This window comes from Isoptericola sp. NPDC055063 (genome assembly GCF_053608125.1).
This window is the reverse complement of the sequence record NZ_JBSGUW010000007.1, coordinates 1-16,751: the sequence shown is the minus strand read 5'-3', so window position 1 is coordinate 16,751 and position 16,751 is coordinate 1. Positions and strand designations below refer to the sequence as shown.

Here is a 16,751-nt window from a genome sequence, read left to right as displayed (position 1 = left end):
TGGAGGCGTCCGCGCCCGCGGGTGATACGCCGGGGCACCGATCGTGCGGTGACCTGGGCCGACGGCGGAGCCGGGTCAGCGCGCGAGCGCGGCGGCCTTACGGTACGCGGCGTCGACGTCGGCGAGCACGCGCGGCCACGACGTCGCGAGCTCGGCCGTGCGGTTGTGCGCGATGATCGCGTCGAGCAGGGCGGGTTCGTCGGCCAGGCGCACGAGCGCGTCGGCGAGGGCCGCGTCGTCGTCCACGAGGAGCGCGTCGCGGCCGTCGACGAGGCGCTCCGCGACGCCCGACTGCGACCGGCTCACGACGGCCAGGCCCGCGGCCTGCGCCTCCAGGGCGGCGATGCCGAACGCGTCCTGCACGGCCGGGGCGACGAACACGTCGGCGCGGATGTACAGCCGCTTGAGCTCGGTGGGCGTGAGCCGGCCGACCAGGCGCACCACGTCCGCGAGCCCGCGCTCGCGCACCCACCGGCGCGCCTCCGCCAGCTGGGGGCCGTCCCCGCCGATCGTCGCGACGAGCCGTCCGGGAGCGCGGTCGTGGGCCGCGGCGATCGCCTCGAGCATGGGCAGCACCCGCTTGCGCGGCGCGAAGCGCGTGGCGGAGACGACGTGCACCTCGCGCCCCTCCGCCCGCTCGCCGCGCTCGACGCGGGGCAGACGCCACGCGTCGACGTCGATGCCGTTGCCCAGCACGGACACGCGCGCCGCGGCGGCGTCCGGGCCGAGCCTGCGCCCGACGACGCGGCGCAGGGGGGCGGCGGTCATCTCGCTCACCGCGGACCACTGCACCGGCCACGCGGACCAGCCGGTCAGCCTGTCGAACCCGGCGAACGCGCGCTCCCAGCCGTCCCACACGCTGTGCACCGTGAGCAGCGCGGGCAGGCCGAGGCGGGTGACGGCGCGCAGCGACAGCTCCACGGTCGGGGCGAGCACGCCCATGTGCAGGTGCACGGCGTCGGGCCGCCGGCCGTCCGCCTCCAGCGCGCGCAGCCGCGACACGACGTGCCGCGTGGCGCGCGGGTGCACGGGGTAGCCGCCGGGCACCCGCGCCGCGACACGGTGGACGACGACGCGGTCCTCGTCCGGCGCGGTGCTGACGCCGTGGGCGCCGGGGGCCGCGGGGGTCGTCGTGATCACCTCGACCTGGTGCCCCGCCTCCGCCTGCCGGCGGGCCAGCCGGGCGACCTGGGTCTCGATGCCGCCCAGCAGCGGCAGGTAGGAGTCGGAGACGTGGACGATGCGCACCGGGTCATCCTGCCATCGGGCACGGCCCGGTCACCTGCGGGTTCGCCGAGCCGATGGCGTGCCAGGGCGCTACCGTGCGAGAAGCGGTACCTCCAGCGCATGCATCACGGCACACACCTGAGGAGAGGTGCGACATGTCGAGCACTGTCACCGTTCATCCGACCAAGGGCGTCCGCGGGATCGGGATGATCACCGTCATCGCGGGCATCGTCATGATCGTGCTCGGCCTGGGGGTGTGGGTGGTCGTCTCCCAGACCCTCTCCGACGAGCAGATCACCGTGTCCGACGACTCCACCTTCATGAACGGCACGTTCGCGGGGCAGCACGTCGCCGGCCCGTTGACCGCGTACGCGCAGGCCGACGTCATCGACATGCACGCCACCGAGATGGCCGGCGGCAAGACGTACGCGGAGCTGCCCCAGGACGACCCCGTCCGCGAGAGCGTGATGGACGCGTCCTTCCTGCGGGCGTCGCTGTTCACGTCCGTGGTGGCGTTCGGCGTCTGCGCCCTCGTCATCGGCCTCGGGATCGTGTTCATCCTGCTGGGGAGCGCGCTGCGCAAGCTCGCCGGCGGGCCCCAGGTGGTGGTCGACACGCCGGCGCTCAGCTCGGGCGGCGACCTGTCGCACGCCGCGCACCGCGCGGAGCCCGCCGAGCCCGCGAGGCCGGCGCCCGGCAAGCCTGAACCCACCACGCCCGAGCCCACCAGACCTGCGCGCACCGAGGCCCCGGCGCCGCCGCCCGAGCGACCGAGCACGCGCACCGCCCCCGAGGCGCCCGCCGGCGGGACGCCGCCGCCGACCTCGACGACGCCTCCGTCGACGACGCCCCCGTCGGCGCCGCCGGCAGCCCCGTCGACGCCGCCGGAGAACCCGCCCGCCACGCCGCCGTCGAGCGGCAGCGGATCCCCGTCCGCCTGAGGCGCGACGGCACCCGACAAGCCGGTATCAGCACGACGACGCGGCGGTGATCCTGAGGGGTCACCGCCGCGTCGTCGTGCGGGGCGTGTCGCGACCGTGCGTCAGCGGGCCGTCGTGCGACGCCGGCGCCGCACCGCGCTCACCACGGAGCCGATGACGAGCAGCACTCCCGCCGCGGCGAGCAGCACGATGGCGGCCAGCTCGACGTCGATGTGCATGCCCGCGCCGTTGGCGACCAGGCCGACGCCGAACGCCACCACGAGGAACCCCCACACGATCGTGCTGGCCCGCGGGCCCGGGGCCGGCACGTGGCGGTCGTCGGAGGAGGTGGCCGTCCCGTACGCCGCCGTGCCCGCGACAGGCTCCGGGGCGGCCGCAGCTGCGGCGGGCTCGTCGTGGGCAGGCTGTGCGTAGCCAGGTTGCCCGTAGACAGGTTGCCCGTAGGCGGGCTGGTCGTACGCGGGCTGCTCGTACGTCGGCCGGTCGGGCTGGTCGAAGATCGACAGCGGGTCCTGGTCGCCGGCCACGGGCAGCGCGCGGGTCTCGTCCGCTGCGGGCAGGGCCTGCGTCTCGTCCGTGGCGGGCAGGGCCTGCGTCTCGTCCGTGGCGGGCAGGGCCTGCGTCTCGTCGCCGCGGTCCTCAGGCTCGGGGACGGGGGTCGTGGGCTTGTCGTCGCTCATCGGGACTCCTCGATGGTCAGGTCGCCGGCGCGGACGTCGACGTCGAGCAGGAGGCGGGCGCCGTCGGCGCCGGCGACCTCGTCGCTGCTGAAGTGCGCCGGGCCGTTGGTGTACGTGTTCACGGAGTTGTCCTGCCCGTCGACGCGCCAGGTGGCGCTGCCGGCGATGACCTCGACGTCGGCCGCGACGGCCTGGTCGTCGGGGATCAGCACCTGCGCGCTGCCCGCGGTCATGGAGATCGGTACGACGACGGGGTCGCCCGGGGTGACGTCGCCGAGGTCCAGCGCGGTGAGGTCGACGACCGCGCTGCCGAAGCGCACGTGCATGCCCTCCTCGGCCTCGGCCACGGTGCGGGGGGTCAGGGTGCCGTCGCTGACGACGGCGCCGCTGTCCTGCGGGCCGGCGTCCCAGAAGTCCCAGGAGTCGCGGCCCCCGGCGAACGGCCAGGTGATGACGCCGGCGATCAGGGCGAGGATCGCGAGGAAGGTCAGCGTGCCGCCGCGGCGTCCGCGCAGCCCGGTCACGACGAGGCCGAGACCGAGGACCACGATCGAGGTGCCCAGCCACGTGGCGCCCAGGGGGACGCCGAGGTCGCCCACGCGGTCGGCGACGAGCAGGAGCGCGCCGACCAGCAGGACGATCCCGACGACGATGCCGACGGCGCCCGCTCCGGGGCCGCGGCGCGGCGGACGCGGCGGCCGCGGGGGAGCCGGGGGCGCGAGCGGGGCGGGGGCGGGGAGCGGCGCCGGGGCGGGCGCCGCGGACCAGGTGCCGGTGGGCGGCGGGGTCGGTTGCGGCGCCGCGGGCGCGGCCAGGTACGGCGCGGGCGGCGCCGGCGTGAACGAGTCCGTGGGCACGTCCGCGGCGGGGCCGGCGGGGCTGCCGGGGGAGGGCGCGGAGCCCGGCGTGCCGGGGTAGGACGTGGCGGGGGAGGGCGTGGCGGGGGAGGGCGTGGCGGGGTACGGCGGGGTGGGCGCCACGGTGGGGCCGCCGGACCGCGGCTTGCGGTCGCGGACCAGCTTGACGATCAGCCAGACGATCCCGACCCAGACGGCCACCCACAGGACGCCGCGGATCCACTCGACGCCGAAGCCCCACCAGCCGAGGCCGTCGTCCAACGCGAACCCGACGATCAGCGCGACGACGGCGCCGAGCAGGGCGACGTCGAAGTCGCCGCGGAACGCCTGCTGCAGGTGGATGCGGCCGTCGCGCTCCGGCAGCAGCGCCCACGCGATCGCGTAGACGACGATGCCGGCGCCGGTGAGGAAGAAGCTGAGGATCAGCAGGCCGCGCACCAGCAGGGGGTCGAGCCCGAACCGCTCGGCGACCCCGCCCGCGACGCCGCCGACCCACCGGTTGTCGGACCGGGTGATCCCGAGGCGGCGGATGGAGTCGAAGAAGCCGTCGCCGGTGCGGCGGGGCGGCACGGGGCCGCCCGCGGCGGTGGTGCCGCCGGTGCCGGGCTGCGACCCGGGCGGCTGGGGGAGGTCGTCGGTGCTCATGGCTCCATCCTGACGAGCGCGGCGGCGCCGCGGCATCGGGTGCTGCCCTGACGCGACCCTGAAACACCGGGGTCGGCCACCCTGAAACCTCGGGATCCCGCGGCCGGGGACGCCCCCGACGTGCCAGGATCGGGAGCGTGAGCACCCCCCGACCCCCGCGCCTCCCGCTGCGCCGGCCCCCGCAGGGCCGGATCCTCGGTGGTGTCGCCGCGGGCCTCGCCGCGCACCTGGGCCTGTCGGTCCTGCTGGTGCGGCTCGCGTTCGTGCTCCTCGCCTTCGCGGGCGGGGCGGGCGCGGTCGCGTACGTGTTCTGGTGGGTGACGGTCCCGTCGGGCGACCCGCGGCAGGCGGCCGCGGCGGCCGCCCCCACGGCGCTGCAGCGCCTGGCGCCGCGGCTGCGGCTGCAGGGCCCGGTGGCGGCGCTGCCCGTGCGCGACGTCCTCATCGGCGCCGCCCTCATCGCGGGCGCGTTCATCCTGGTCGCGGTCCGCGCGGGCTGGGACGTCGGGGCGTCGTGGGTGCTGCCCGCGCTGGTCGCCGTCGGCGGCCTCGCGCTCGCGTGGAGCCAGCTCGACGCCGCGCAGCGCGGTCGCCGCTCGGGCGACGGCGGCGCCACCAGCCGCTCGACGCTCGTGCTGCGCCTGGTCGGCGGCGTCGTCCTCGTCATGGTCGGCGTGCTGCTCCTCATCGGCCAGGACGCCCCGGTGCCGGTGCTGCTCCAGGCGGGTGCGGCGTCGCTGGCGGTGCTGGCGGGCGCGGCCCTGATGCTGGCGCCGTGGTGGCTGCGCCTGGTGCGCGAGCTGGGCGACGAGCGGGCGGCCCGCGCCCGGGAGGCGGAGCGCGCGGACATCGCCGCCCACCTGCACGACTCGGTGCTGCAGACGCTCGCGCTGATCCGTTCGCGCGCGGACGACCCGGAGGCCGTGGCGCGCATGGCCCGCGCCCAGGAGCGCGAGCTGCGCGAGTGGCTCTACACCGACCGCACGGCCCCCGGCACGTCGCTCGCGGCCGAGCTGCGGGCGCTGGTGGCCGAGGTCGAGGACGGCCGCGCCGTCGAGATCGAGTCCGTGATGGTGGGCGACTGCGTCCCCACGGAGGAGACGTCGGCGTTGCTGCAGGCGTCCCGCGAGGCGCTGGTCAACGCCGTCGCGCACGGCCGCCCGCCCGTGACGGTGTACCTCGAGGTGACCGACGCGGCGGTCGAGGTGTTCGTCCGCGACCGCGGCGACGGCTTCGAGATGGACGACATCGCCCCCGACCGGTTCGGCGTGCGCGAGTCGATCCTGGGCCGCGTGCACCGGCGCGGCGGCACCGCCGACGTGACGAGCCGCCCGGGCTGGGGCACCGAGGTGCGGCTGCGGATGCCGAGGTCCCCGACGAACGACAGCAGCAGGCCCATCGACGAAGGAGCACGCACGTGACCACGACGCCCGACGCCCCCGAGCAGCCGAACCGGCCCGTGCCGGTGGTCCTCGTCGACGACCACCACATGTTCCGCACGGGGGTGCGCGCCAGCCTGGACGGGCGCGTGGACGTGGTCGGCGAGGCGGCCGACGTCGACCAGGCGGTCGCCGTCGTGCACGAGCTGCGGCCCCCGGTGGTGCTGCTCGACGTGCACCTGCCGGGAGGCAACGGCGGGGGCGGGGCCGAGGTCGTGCGGAGGTGCGCCGACCTGCTGGGCGGGACGAAGTTCCTCGCGCTGTCCGTGTCCGACGCGGCCGAGGACGTGGTGGCCGTCATCCGCGCCGGGGCGCGCGGCTACGTCACGAAGAACATCTCGGCGTCCGACCTGTCCGGCGCGGTGGTGCGGGTCGCGGGCGGCGACGCGGTGTTCTCGCCGCGGCTGGCGGGCTTCGTGCTCGACGCGTTCGGCACGGCGGCGGGCGACGTCGCGGTGGCCGACGACGAGCTGGACCGGCTGTCCAAGCGCGAGCAGGAGGTCATGCGCCTCATCGCGCGCGGGTACTCCTACCGCGAGGTGGCGAGCGAGCTGTTCATCTCCATCAAGACGGTCGAGACCCACGTGTCCGCCGTGCTGCGCAAGCTGCAGCTGTCCAGCCGCTACGAGCTCACGCGGTGGGCCGCGGCGCGCCGCCTGCTCTGACCACGGCACCGTAGCGCTCGGCCACGACCTCGACCAGCTCGTCGGGCGCCTCGGCGCCCGCGACCAGCAGCGGCGCGGTCGTGACGTCGCCGCCCGCCCGTGCGGCGAGGTCGGCGAAGAACCCCGGCGCGAGCAGGTAGGTGGCGACGACGACGCGGCGCCCCGGGCGCTCCGCCCGGGCGGCGGCGACCACCTCGTGCACCCGCGGGGTCGCGTTCGCGATGTACCCGACGGTGACGGGCCTGCCGACCCGCGCCGCGAGCCGGCCCGCGGTGGTCTCGCAGTCGGCGACGGCGCGCGGGTCGCTGGACCCGGCGGCGGCCAGCACCACCGTGTCGTCGGGGCGCAGGCCGGCCTCGTCCAGGCGTCGCACCAGCACGTCGACGAGCCGGTCGTCCGGGCCGAGCGCGCCGCCGAGGGCCACGTCGCCGCCGCCCGCCACGGCGGCGTCGACGTCCTCGCGCAGGTCCACGTGCACGTGGTACCCGGCGGACAGGAGCAGCGGCACGACGACCGTGGACGCGACGGCCGGGTGCTCCCGCAGCCCCGCGAGGCAGGTGGGCACGTCCGGCTGCTGCACGTCGACGAAGCCCGCGTGCACGGGGACGTCGGGCACGCGCGCGGCGACCGCGTCGACCAGGGTCGCGACGGCGCCCGCGCCGGTGGCGGACGCCGTCCCGTGCGAGACGGCAAGGAGCGCGGGAGCGGTCATGCGCGCGACCCTACGACCGGCACCGACCGGCGCCGTTTCGTCCGCGTGAACCGCCGTCACGACGACCTCACCGCGGGCCGGGCCCCGGCGTGAGCCGAGGTCGGCCCCGCCCACGCGGGGCTGCGGCGCACGACGTCGCCGACGACGGTCACCGCGGGCGCCTGCACGCCGACGGCGCGCGCCCGGTCCGCGATGTCCGCGAGCGTGCCCACCGTGGTCCGCTGGCGCGGGCCGAACCCGTCCTCCACCACGGCGACCGGCGTGGCCGCGGGCCGTCCGGCCGCGACGAGCGCGCGGGCGGTCTCGGCGAGCCGGGTGACGCCCATGAGCAGCACGACGGTGTGGTCGGTGCCGCCGGGCACCTGCCCGACGTCGTCGTGCCCGGTGAGCACGCTGAACCCGCGCGCCAGGCCGCGGTGGGTGACGGGGATGCCGGCGGCGGCGGGGACGGACACCGCGGAGGTGACCCCGGGCACGACCTCCACCTCGACGCCCGCCGCGAGGCACTCGTCCAGCTCCTCGCCGCCGCGGCCGAAGACGTACGGGTCGCCGCCCTTGAGGCGCACCACGTCCCGTCCGGCCAGGGCGTGGCGCACCAGCAGGGCGGAGATCTCCTCCTGCGGCACGGGGTGGTGGCCGGGCGTCTTGCCAACGTCGACCACCTCGACGTCGTCGCCCAGGCCGGCGAGGAGGGACCGCGGGGCGAGGCGGTCCACGACGACGACGTCCGCGGTCGCGAGCAGGCGACGGCCGCGTACCGTGACCAGGCCGGCCGCGCCGGGCCCGCCGCCCACGAGGGCGACGCGCCCGCGCCGCGGGGGAGCGCCGTCGGCGGCGGGGTCGGTGGGGTCCGGGTCGCCGGCGGGCCGCACCGCGCGCAGGGGCAGGCTGCCGTCGTCGAGCCCGGCGACGACGGCGTCGCGCACCCGCACGGCGCGCCGCGGGTCGCGCGCCGCCGTGACGGCGACGGTGAGGTCGCCCGCCGGCCGGCCGGCGGCGTCGGTGACGGGAGTGCGGGCCACCGCAGGCACCCAGGCGCTGCCGAGGCCGGCGTCCCCGGCGGTGACGCAGAAGGTGCGCAGCAGCTCGGCGTCGCCGGCCACGCGGGCGTCGACCTCGGGGTCGCCGGTGGCCGTGTGCACGAGCCACGCGCCGTCGAGGTCGCCGTCGCAGTACCCGCGCGTGACCCGCTCGATCGCGCCCGCGGCGACGAGCGCCGCCAGGTCGGGGACGACATCGGGCGCGATCACGCGCACGCGGGCGCCCGCGGCGAGCAGGCCGCGCACGCGGCGCAGGGCCACGGGTCCACCGCCCACCACGATGACGAGCCGGCCGGCGACGCGCAGGCCCAGGGGGTACGTGTCGTGCACGGGGGCCACCTTCCTCTTCATACGTGCAGCCCGCACTCGGTCTTGTCGCGGCCGGCCCAGCGCCCGGCACGGGCGTCCTGCCCGGCCTCCACGCGCTGGGTGCAGGGCTCGCAGCCCACCGACGGGTAGCCGTCGCTGAGCAGGGGGTTGACGACGACGCCGTGCTCCCGCGCGTACTCCTCGACGTCCTCGTCGGTCCAGGCCGCGAGGGGGTTGATCTTCACGACGCCGTTCTTCTCGTCCCAGGCGACGAGCGGCGCGTTCGCGCGGGCCGCGGTCTCGCCGCGACGCACGCCGGTGGCCCATGCCTCGTAGCCCTGCAGCGCCTGCCGCATGGGGGCGACCTTGCGCATCGCGCAGCAGGCCTCGGGGTCGCGGTCGTGCAGGCGAGGGCCGTGCGCGGCGTCCTGCTGCGCGACGGTGAGCTCGGGGCGCACGTCCACGACGTCGACGTCCATCTCGATCTCGACGGCGCCGCGCGTGCCGAGCGTCTCCGCGAAGTGGTAGCCGGTGTCGCCGAACAGGACGTCGACGAACGGCAGCTGCCGGGACACCAGGTGCGCCAGCACGAGGTCCTGCATCGAGGAGGCGACGGCGAGGTACGGGCCGAACTCCCGCACCGCCCACGCGACGACCTCCGCGGCCGTCGCCTCGGGACGGTCGCCGTCGGCGTGGAGCTGGGCCCGCCCGCGCTCGACGACGTGCCGCAGCTCCTCGGGGGAGCGGCGGTGCCGCGCCGCGCGGGCGTGCTGCCGGGCCTCCCGCGACGTCTCGCGCGCCCGGGCCCGGGCCCGGACCTCGGCGAGGCGGCCGCCGCCCGCCGGCGAGGCGAGCAGCGTCACCGCGGCGGACTCCTCGACGGCGGTCACCGCAAGGCCTCCTCGTCGGCCCGGTGCGCCCACTGCGCGAACGTCTCGTCGCCGGTGTGCTCGGCGTCGTACCGCCGCACGACGCGCTCCACGTAGTCACCGACCTCCGCCGCCGGGACCTTGAGGCCGCGCACCGTGCGGCCCAGCTCCCCGGCGTCGCGGCCGGCGCCCACGAGGCCGCCGCCCAGGTGCACCTGGAAGCCAGGCATCTGCTCGCCGTCGACGGTGATGATCTGGCCCTTGAGCCCGATGTCGGCGGTCTGGATCCGGGCGCACGAGTTGGGGCAGCCGTTGACGTTGAGCTCGATGGGCCGCTCGAGGCGGGCGGTGACGTCGCCGAGCCGGTCCTCCAGCTCGCCGATCACGCGGGCCGCGGTGTCCTTGGTGTCGACGATCGCGAGCTTGCAGAACTCGATGCCCGTGCAGGCGATCGTCGAGCGGCGGAAGAGGCTCGGGCGGGCGGTGAGGCCCAGCGGCTCCAGGCCCGCGACGAGCTCGTCCACGCGGTCGGCCGGGACGCCGAGGATCACGACCTTCTGGTGCGCGGTGAGCCGCGCCCCGTCCGCGCCGACCCGCTCGACCAGGTCCGCGAGCCCGGTGAGCGTGTTGCCGCCCACCCGCCCGACGACGGGCGCCGCGCCCACGTAGAACCGGCCGTCCTTCTGCGCGTGCACGCCGACGTGGTCGCCGGGGCGGGTGGCCGGCGCGGGGGCCGGGCCGTCGGGCAGCGCGTACCCGAGGTACTCGGTCTCCAGCACCTCGCGGAACTTCGCGGTGCCCCAGTCCGCGAGCAGGAACTTCAGGCGGGCCTTGTTGCGCAGCCGCCGGTAGCCGTAGTCGCGGAAGATGCGGATGACGCCGTGCCAGACGTCGGGAGCCTGCTCCTGCGTGACGAAGACGCCGAGCCGCTCGCCGAGCCGCGGCGTCGTCGACAGCGCCCCGCCCACCCACAGGTCGTAGCCCGGGCCGAGCTCGGGGTGCACCACGCCGACCAGCGAGATGTCGTTGATCTCGTGCACGACGTCGAGGCTCGGGTGCCCGGTGATCGCCGTCTTGAACTTGCGGGGCAGGTTCGCCAGCTCCGGGTCACCGATGTAGCGCCGCTTGATCTCGTGGATCACCGGGGTCGGGTCGATGATCTCGTCCGCCGCGACGCCCGCCACCGGGCTGCCGAGGAAGCCGCGGGGAGAGTCGCCGCACGCCGTCGTCGTCTCCAGGCCCACCGTGTCCAACCGGCGCCAGATCTCCGGCATGCTCTCGATCTCGATCCAGTGGTACTGGATGTTCTGCCGGTCGGTGATGTCCGCCGAGCCCCGCCCGAAGTCCGCGGAGATGCCCCCCAGTACCCGCAGCGCCGCCGGGTCGAGCAGCTGCCCGTCCGACCGGACGCGCAGCATGAAGTAGCGGTCCTCCAGCTCGTGCGGCTCGAGCGTGGCGGTGCGGCCGCCGTCGATCCCGGGCTTGCGCTGCGTGTACAGGCCCCACCAGCGGAAGCGACCGTGCAGGTCGTCGTCGGCGATGGAGTCGAAGCCGTCGCGCGCGTAGATCGTCTCGATGCGCTCGCGGACCCCGAGCGGCGCCGCCTCCTGCTTGAACACCTCGTTGTGGTTGAGCGGCTCGGTGCCGTCCACCTTCCACTGCCCGTTCGGGCGGGTGGCGCGCGGCGGACGCACGCGGGCGGCGGTCTCTCGGGGCGTGGCGGCGTTCTCGCTGGTGGCGGAGGGTGCGGGGGCGGTGGTCTGCGTCGTCATCTGGGGGAGTTCCTCGGTCCTCGGGGGGCGGGGACGCGCGACGACGAGCGACTCAGCAGGGGTGGGCCGAGGACCGACGGCGCGCGCCGGTGCTCAGGAGCCGCGGGGTGGCGGCGGGGCTGAGGTAGGGCGCGATCAGCGACAGCAGCACAGACAGCTGCGCATGCTGCGACGCACGCACGCCGGCATCTCGTGACGCGTCGTCACGAGGAGGCGGTGCGCGGCCGTGGTCATGGCGACGACGGTAACCGGTCGGGGACAGGGAGCGCGAGAGCTGTTCCACATCGTGGGACCACATTGTGGGACGGCGTTCCGGGACGGTCGCGCGAGGCGCCGTCGGGCGGTGCCCGGGTGTGACATGTGACCGGTTGCGGACACCGGCGTCAGATCCCTGTCCGCGCGCGGATAGGGTGACGGCATGGAGTTTCTCTACCACGTCTTTGTCGCGCTCCACTTCGTGGGCTGGGCGATCGTCCTCGGCGGCTACATCGCGTCGATGAAGAGCCCCGGCCTCTACCGCGGGGTCTTCCACGGCGCCGCGACGGCCCTCGTCGCGGGCGTCGTCATGGTCGGTGTCGCCGAGATGGGCGACCTCTGGGCGGACGGCGGCCCGAGCATGGCCAAGATCGGCGTCAAGCTCGTGATCGCGCTGATCATCGCCGTGCTCGCCTTCCTCGCCAAGCGCCAGGGCGCCAAGGGCGACAACGGCACGGGTGCCGTCAGCCCGGCGCTGAAGCACTCGATCGGCGCACTGACGCTGGTCAACATCCTGGTCGCCGTCTTCTGGTGACCTCCGCCCTCGTGTCCCCGCGATGAGCGTCCTGGGGGAGGTGCTGGTCGGGCTGGCGATCGCCGTCGGCCTGGTCGGCATCGTCGTCCAGGTGCTCCCCGGCAACGTGCTCGTGCTGGGGAGCATCCTCGTGTGGGCGTGGGTCACGGGCGGCACGACGGCGTGGGTGTGCTTCGCCGTCGCCGCGGTGGCGGTCCTGCTCGCCGAGACCGGGCAGTGGCTGCTGGCCGGCCGCCACATGCGCCGCGCGGAGGTGCCGTGGGGCACGCTCGCCGTCGCCGGGCTCGCGGGGGTCGTCGGGTTCTTCGTGGTCCCCGTGGTCGGGCTCTTCCTCTTCTTCGCCGCCGCGGTCTTCCTCGTCGAGCTGGCCCGCCGGCGCGACGCCGCCGTCGCCTGGACCGCCACCCGCGCTGCGCTCAAGGCCACCCTGATCACCATCGGCGTGCAGCTCGCGGGCGGCCTGGTCGCCACCGTCGTGTGGGTGGTCGGGCTCGTCCTGACCTGACCTGACCTGACCCAACCTGGTCTGAACCGACCTGGCCCGCCCTGGACCCGACCCGCCCCGACCCGGCCGCTCAGCGACCTGCCGCCGGCGGCGTGCCGAAGTCGCCACGCCCGATCCGCTGCGCAGGGACGGGGGCGGACCGTCCGGGATCGTGGCTCTCGAGCGTCGCCGCATCGCCCGACGCTCCGGCCCCCGCATGGTCGACGACGGTGAGTGCCGCCGCGCCTGCCAGGGCCCCGCACACCAGCGCCCCGCAGACCAGCGCAGTGACGCCGCCCGGGGCTCGGGGCCGGGCGCTCGCCGGGGCGGGGGAAGAGGGAGGGGCGTCGTCGGGCGGGGAGAGCTCGATGGTCCAGGACATGGCCGCCTCCCTCCGCCCCCGCCACCCGAGCGTGCAGCCCTCGGCGGCGGGCGCGCATCAGGCGACTCCCTTGCCTCCCGGCGGCGCCATCCGCGCCATCCGCGCCCCGAGCTCCGCGCGGGAGCGGATGGCGAGCTTCGCGTACGCCCGGGACAGGTGCGCCTCGACGGTCTTCGCGCTCATCGACAGGGCGGCCGCCACCTCACGGTTCGTGCGGCCGGTGGCCGCGAGCTCACAGACCCGCGTCTCCATCGCCGTGAGCGGCGACCCGGCGCGGGGCCCGGTCAGCCGGTCGCGCTCCGCCGCGGCCACGCCGGCCCAGAGCGCACAACCGACCGCATCCAGCTCGGTCACGGCGCGCCGGGCGGCATCGGCCGCGGCCGCCCGTCGGCGGGCCCGGCGTTCGATCCGGGCCTGAGCGAGCCGGGTGCGCCCGCGCTCGTAACCGAGGTCCGGGGCGGCGAAGTCGTCGAGGGCTTCGTCCAGGAGGCGCCGGGCCGTCGTGACGTCGCCGGTCGCCGCCGCCACGGCCGCGCGCCCCCGCGCCAGCACGCCCTGCAGCCACACCCCGCCCGGGAGCGCGCCGGCCGCCTCGTAGCCGTCGAGCACCTCGCTCGCCCCGGCGGTGTCCCCCGTCGCGACGAGCGCGTCCACCAGGTCGGGCACGAAGCCCGCGAACCCCGGATGGCGGTAGCCGGCGGCGACGACCGTGCGCTCCAGCGGGCGCAGGAGTGTCACGACGGCGGCGGCGTCGGCCGAGGCGAGGAGGACCGAGGCGAGCGTGGATGCCGGCAGGGCGCTGACGTGCGGGGCGTCGTAGGCCGTGAACTGCGCGACGGCGTCCCGCGCCCGCGGCTCCGCTCCCGCGGTGTCGCCCGTCCACGCGAGGAGGTGTGCTCGGGCGGTCGCCGCCATGAGGGCGAGGACGGGGCCGTCGGTGCCGCGGGCGCGGTCCTCGAGCCGTCGGACGGCGCCTTCGGCCGTCGCGAGCTCGCCCACCAGCACCGCGGCGCGTGCGGCGTAGAACTGCACGTACCAGAGGTCGGCCTCCTGGCCGCGCTCGACGCAGCGGCGCTCCGCCGCCAGCAGCAGCGGGAGCGCGGCGCCGGGCCGGCCCGCGAAGTACAGGGCGGACGCGACGTTCACGCTGGGCCAGCGGATCGCGGGCACGGCACGGTCGGGGTCCTCGGCGTCGAGGGCGAGCCGGGCCGCCTCCTCGTCGAGGCCGCGGCCGGACAGCTGGTCGAAGACGACGCGCGCCGCGAGCAGCTCCGCGTCTGCCGGGCCGCGGGGCGGGCCGGGGCTGTGTGGCAGGGCGGGGCCGGCTGCCGGGGCGCCCGCGATCATCCGCTCGCGGGCGCGCTCCACCTGGCCGGCGTTGAGGAGGCCTGTCGCGAGGTCGCCCACGAGCGAGGCCCGCAGGCCGGGGTCCGTCGCCGCCAGGGGCACCGCCTCCTCGAGGGCGGCGATCGACCCTGCCAGGTCGCCGAGGCGGAAGCGAGCCTGGCCCACGACGCCGAGGGCGCGGGCTCGCGCGACGTCCGCGGCGGCGGTCGCGGGGACTTCGGTCGCGGGGACTTCGGTCGTCGGTGCTTCGGTCGTCAGTGCTTCGGTCGCGAGGCCGAGCGCGCGACCGTAGCTGTCGACCCGCAGATGGTCGGCGGCCGCGCGGACGAGACGGTCGGGCGACCGGTCGCCCAGCGCCAGCGCGAGCTCCTCCAGCTCCACCGCCACCGTGGTCGCACCTCGTCGTCGCGCGCCGGCGGCGGCCGCGTCGAGGGCGGCGACGGCGGCGGGGTCGGGCCCGGTCGACGCGTGCGCCAGGTGCCGGGCACGCGCCTCGGGTCCCGCGACCACCTCGGCGAGACTGCGGTGCCGCGCGCGGCGGGTGCTCGGCGGGGCGCCGTCGAGCACCCCGGCGGCGAACAGCGGGTGCGTGAAGCGGGCGTGGCCGTCGTCGAGCCTGACCACGCCGGCGTCCTCGGCGGGGGCGAGCGCCGCGGACACCGCGGTCAGGCCCCCGTGCACCTCGCCGAGGAGGTCGAGGTGCGGGTCGGACAGGCAGGCAGCGGTCAGGAGCGCGTCGCGGGTCGCCGGGGCGAGGTCCGCGAGGCGTGCGCCGACGAGCGCACGAAGGGTGGGCGGCAGCCCGTCGGGGGCGCCGTTCGAGCGCCGGTGCTCGGCGAGCTGGAGCGCGAACAGCGGGCTCCCGCCCGCGGAGGCGACGAGGCGGGCAGCATCGAGCGGCGCGAACGCGTCTCCCTCGACGCCGCGGACGACCGCCAGCAGGTCGGCGTCGGGAAGCGGGCCGAGGGGGAGGCGGACCAACCGGCGCGGGTCGGACGGCTCCAGCTCGACGACGGTCTCCGGTCGCCCGTCGGGGGCACCATCAGGGGCACTACCAGGGGCGGGGCCGTTGTCGCCGGGCGCGGGGTCGTGGTTGCCCGGCGCGGGGCCGTCCTCGGTGCGCGCGCAGGTCAGGACCGCAACCCTTCCGGACACCCGCCGGCAGGCGAACGCGAGCGCCCGGCGGCTCGACGGGTCCAGCCACTGGAGGTCGTCCACCGCGACCAGCACCGGGCCGCGCGACGCTGCCTCCTGAAGGAGGGTCCGCGTCGCCGCCGCGACCAGCTGAGCCCCGCCGTCGGGCCCGGAGCGCTCTGCCCCGAGCGCGGCCCCGAGCGCGCGTCTCTGCGCCCGAGGGAGGCGTCTCGCCGTCCCCGAAAGGGGCGCCAGGACCTCGGCGAGCCCGGCGTGCTCCAGCTGCACCTCGGCAGCGGTCGGCCGGGCCGCGAGGACGAGCACGTCCCGCTCGCGTGCCCGGTCCAGCGCCGCGAGCCACACCGTCGTCTTGCCGATACCGGGAGGCCCGCTGAGCGCCAGCGCCGCCGGTGCCCGGTCCGCCGCGTCGAGGAGGTGCTCGACGGCGGCGAGCACCTCCGACCTCCCCACGACCCCGGGGTCCGCCACGAGCCGACTATCGCACCGCTGCCGCCAGCCCACCCGCGACGGGCCGACGATTCACCCGCGGTACTGCGTCGCTGTGCCTGCCTCGCCGTGCCTGCCCCCGCCGCGTCGTGACAGCGGGTCGATGGCGAGGAGGGCGGGCGACGGGTCGCTCGGCGCCGTGTTGTGGCGGTGGTCCGTCGCGCGGCGCGTGTCATCACGGTTGCTCAGAACGGTGGTTCGAGCTGGTGGCCGTGTGGCAGGGAGCGGTGTCGGGTGGTGTCGAGGGGTTCCGGATGGGTGGTGTGGCGGCGGCCGGTGGGGGAGGTCCATTCGAGGGTGCCGCCCCAATCGGTGGGTTCTGGGCGTGTTCTTTCGTCGACGGGCTTGGTCGGATCGGTCTGTCTGACCTGCCATGTCGTTTGATGTTTCAGGACGTGGTGTCGGCGGCAGAGCGCGGCGAGGTTGTTGGCGTTGGTGGTGCCGCCGGCGGCCCACGGGACGGTGTGGTCGAGGTCGCTGCCGACGGCGGGGTGGGTGCAGCCGGGGAAGCGGCAGGTGGTGTCGCGGTGGCGGATGAGGTTCTTGAGGTCGGCGGGGGTGGTGTAGGTGTCGCGGCCGGCGGACAGGACGGTGCCGGTCTCGGGGTGGGTGAGGATCCGCCGCAGCGACGGGGCAAGGGCGGTGAGCTGTTGGGCGGTGTCGGGGTCGATGGGGATGTGCCCGTTCATGGTGGCCGGGGCGTCGGTGATGCCGAGGAGGGTCAGGACGGGGACGGTGACGGTGACCTGGGGGCGGATGGAGCGCGCCAGGGCCGCGATCGCCGACTGAGTGCTTTTCAGGTCGGGCGCTTCGTCTGGGGGATCGGGGCTCGGGTCGTCGTGCGGACGGCCGTCGCCTGGCCTTGTGTCATGGGTCGTCTCATGGGTCCCGCCCGGCGCGGTGGTGTGGTCGAGGGTGCCGTCGTCCAGCAGGAGCGCGGTGAGGGTGTCG

At 76.4% G+C, this 16,751-nt stretch carries 16 protein-coding genes; 5 read left to right on the top strand and 11 right to left on the bottom strand.

Annotated features, from left to right (window positions below; translation table 11 throughout):
- Nucleotides 1-75 precede the first annotated feature (75 nt).
- A complete protein-coding gene (locus ACWF41_RS09890; RefSeq protein ID WP_380317537.1) occupies nt 76-1,248 on the bottom strand; it encodes a glycosyltransferase family 4 protein in 1,173 nt (390 codons plus the stop codon).
- Nucleotides 1,249-1,382: 134 nt separating this feature from the next.
- On the opposite strand from ACWF41_RS09890, the gene ACWF41_RS09885 reads away from it, so the two are divergent.
- Complete coding sequence (locus ACWF41_RS09885) at nt 1,383-2,168, top strand: hypothetical protein (RefSeq protein WP_380317534.1); 786 nt, start codon at nt 1,383-1,385, stop codon at nt 2,166-2,168.
- 101 nt (nt 2,169-2,269) lie between these two features.
- Here the strand turns inward: ACWF41_RS09885 and ACWF41_RS09880 are convergent, their stop codons facing one another.
- Nucleotides 2,270-2,848, bottom strand: a complete 579-nt coding sequence (locus ACWF41_RS09880; protein WP_380323699.1) for a hypothetical protein — start codon at nt 2,846-2,848, stop codon at nt 2,270-2,272.
- Nucleotides 2,845-4,350 (bottom strand): PspC domain-containing protein, encoded by a 1,506-nt coding sequence (locus ACWF41_RS09875; protein ID WP_452182449.1) that lies wholly within the window; start codon nt 4,348-4,350, stop codon nt 2,845-2,847. Before ACWF41_RS09875 ends, ACWF41_RS09880 begins: the two co-directional genes overlap by 4 nt.
- Nucleotides 4,351-4,487: 137 nt before the next feature.
- On the opposite strand from ACWF41_RS09875, the gene ACWF41_RS09870 reads away from it, so the two are divergent.
- A complete protein-coding gene (locus tag ACWF41_RS09870; protein WP_380323705.1) occupies nt 4,488-5,771 on the top strand; it encodes a PspC domain-containing protein in 1,284 nt (427 codons plus the stop codon).
- A complete protein-coding gene (locus ACWF41_RS09865; protein WP_380323708.1) occupies nt 5,768-6,454 on the top strand; it encodes a LuxR C-terminal-related transcriptional regulator in 687 nt (228 codons plus the stop codon). Before ACWF41_RS09870 ends, ACWF41_RS09865 begins: the two co-directional genes overlap by 4 nt.
- Here ACWF41_RS09865 and ACWF41_RS09860 read toward each other — a convergent pair.
- From ACWF41_RS09860 to ACWF41_RS09840, 5 genes are read right to left on the bottom strand one after another with little or no spacing between them, the layout of a single operon-like run.
- Nucleotides 6,420-7,166, bottom strand: a complete 747-nt coding sequence (locus ACWF41_RS09860; protein ID WP_380323711.1) for a sirohydrochlorin chelatase — start codon at nt 7,164-7,166, stop codon at nt 6,420-6,422. The two genes, ACWF41_RS09865 and ACWF41_RS09860, sit on opposite strands and share 35 nt — an antisense overlap.
- Before the next feature lie 56 nt (nt 7,167-7,222).
- Nucleotides 7,223-8,536 carry a uroporphyrinogen-III C-methyltransferase gene (cobA, locus tag ACWF41_RS09855; RefSeq protein WP_380323714.1) on the bottom strand — a complete coding sequence of 438 codons (1,314 nt, stop codon included), beginning with the start codon at nt 8,534-8,536 and terminating at the stop codon, nt 7,223-7,225.
- A gap of 17 nt (nt 8,537-8,553) precedes the next feature.
- On the bottom strand, nt 8,554-9,405 hold the full coding sequence (locus tag ACWF41_RS09850; RefSeq protein ID WP_380323717.1) for a phosphoadenylyl-sulfate reductase: 852 nt from the start codon (nt 9,403-9,405) through the stop codon (nt 8,554-8,556).
- Nucleotides 9,402-11,156, bottom strand: coding sequence for a nitrite/sulfite reductase (locus tag ACWF41_RS09845; RefSeq protein ID WP_380323720.1), 1,755 nt, complete (start codon nt 11,154-11,156; stop codon nt 9,402-9,404). The genes ACWF41_RS09850 and ACWF41_RS09845 overlap by 4 nt, the downstream gene beginning before the upstream one ends.
- A gap of 52 nt (nt 11,157-11,208) precedes the next feature.
- Nucleotides 11,209-11,337 carry a hypothetical protein gene (locus ACWF41_RS09840; protein ID WP_380346769.1) on the bottom strand — a complete coding sequence of 43 codons (129 nt, stop codon included), beginning with the start codon at nt 11,335-11,337 and terminating at the stop codon, nt 11,209-11,211.
- A 237-nt stretch (nt 11,338-11,574) separates the two neighbouring features.
- Between ACWF41_RS09840 and ACWF41_RS09835 the strand changes: the two genes are divergently transcribed.
- A complete protein-coding gene (locus tag ACWF41_RS09835; RefSeq protein ID WP_380323723.1) occupies nt 11,575-11,946 on the top strand; it encodes a hypothetical protein in 372 nt (123 codons plus the stop codon).
- Nucleotides 11,947-11,968: 22 nt separating this feature from the next.
- On the top strand, nt 11,969-12,451 hold the full coding sequence (locus tag ACWF41_RS09830; RefSeq protein ID WP_380323726.1) for a DUF456 domain-containing protein: 483 nt from the start codon (nt 11,969-11,971) through the stop codon (nt 12,449-12,451).
- Between the two features lie 70 nt (nt 12,452-12,521).
- Here the strand turns inward: ACWF41_RS09830 and ACWF41_RS09825 are convergent, their stop codons facing one another.
- The 3 genes from ACWF41_RS09825 to ACWF41_RS09815 all read right to left on the bottom strand — a co-directional run.
- On the bottom strand, nt 12,522-12,812 hold the full coding sequence (locus ACWF41_RS09825; RefSeq protein WP_380323729.1) for a hypothetical protein: 291 nt from the start codon (nt 12,810-12,812) through the stop codon (nt 12,522-12,524).
- Nucleotides 12,813-12,869: 57 nt separating this feature from the next.
- A complete protein-coding gene (locus ACWF41_RS09820) occupies nt 12,870-15,782 on the bottom strand; it encodes a helix-turn-helix transcriptional regulator (protein WP_380323732.1) in 2,913 nt (970 codons plus the stop codon).
- 203 nt (nt 15,783-15,985) lie between these two features.
- Nucleotides 15,986-16,751, bottom strand: a 766-nt coding sequence (locus tag ACWF41_RS09815) for an HNH endonuclease signature motif containing protein (RefSeq protein WP_380323735.1), incomplete at its 5' end; no start/stop codon positions are given.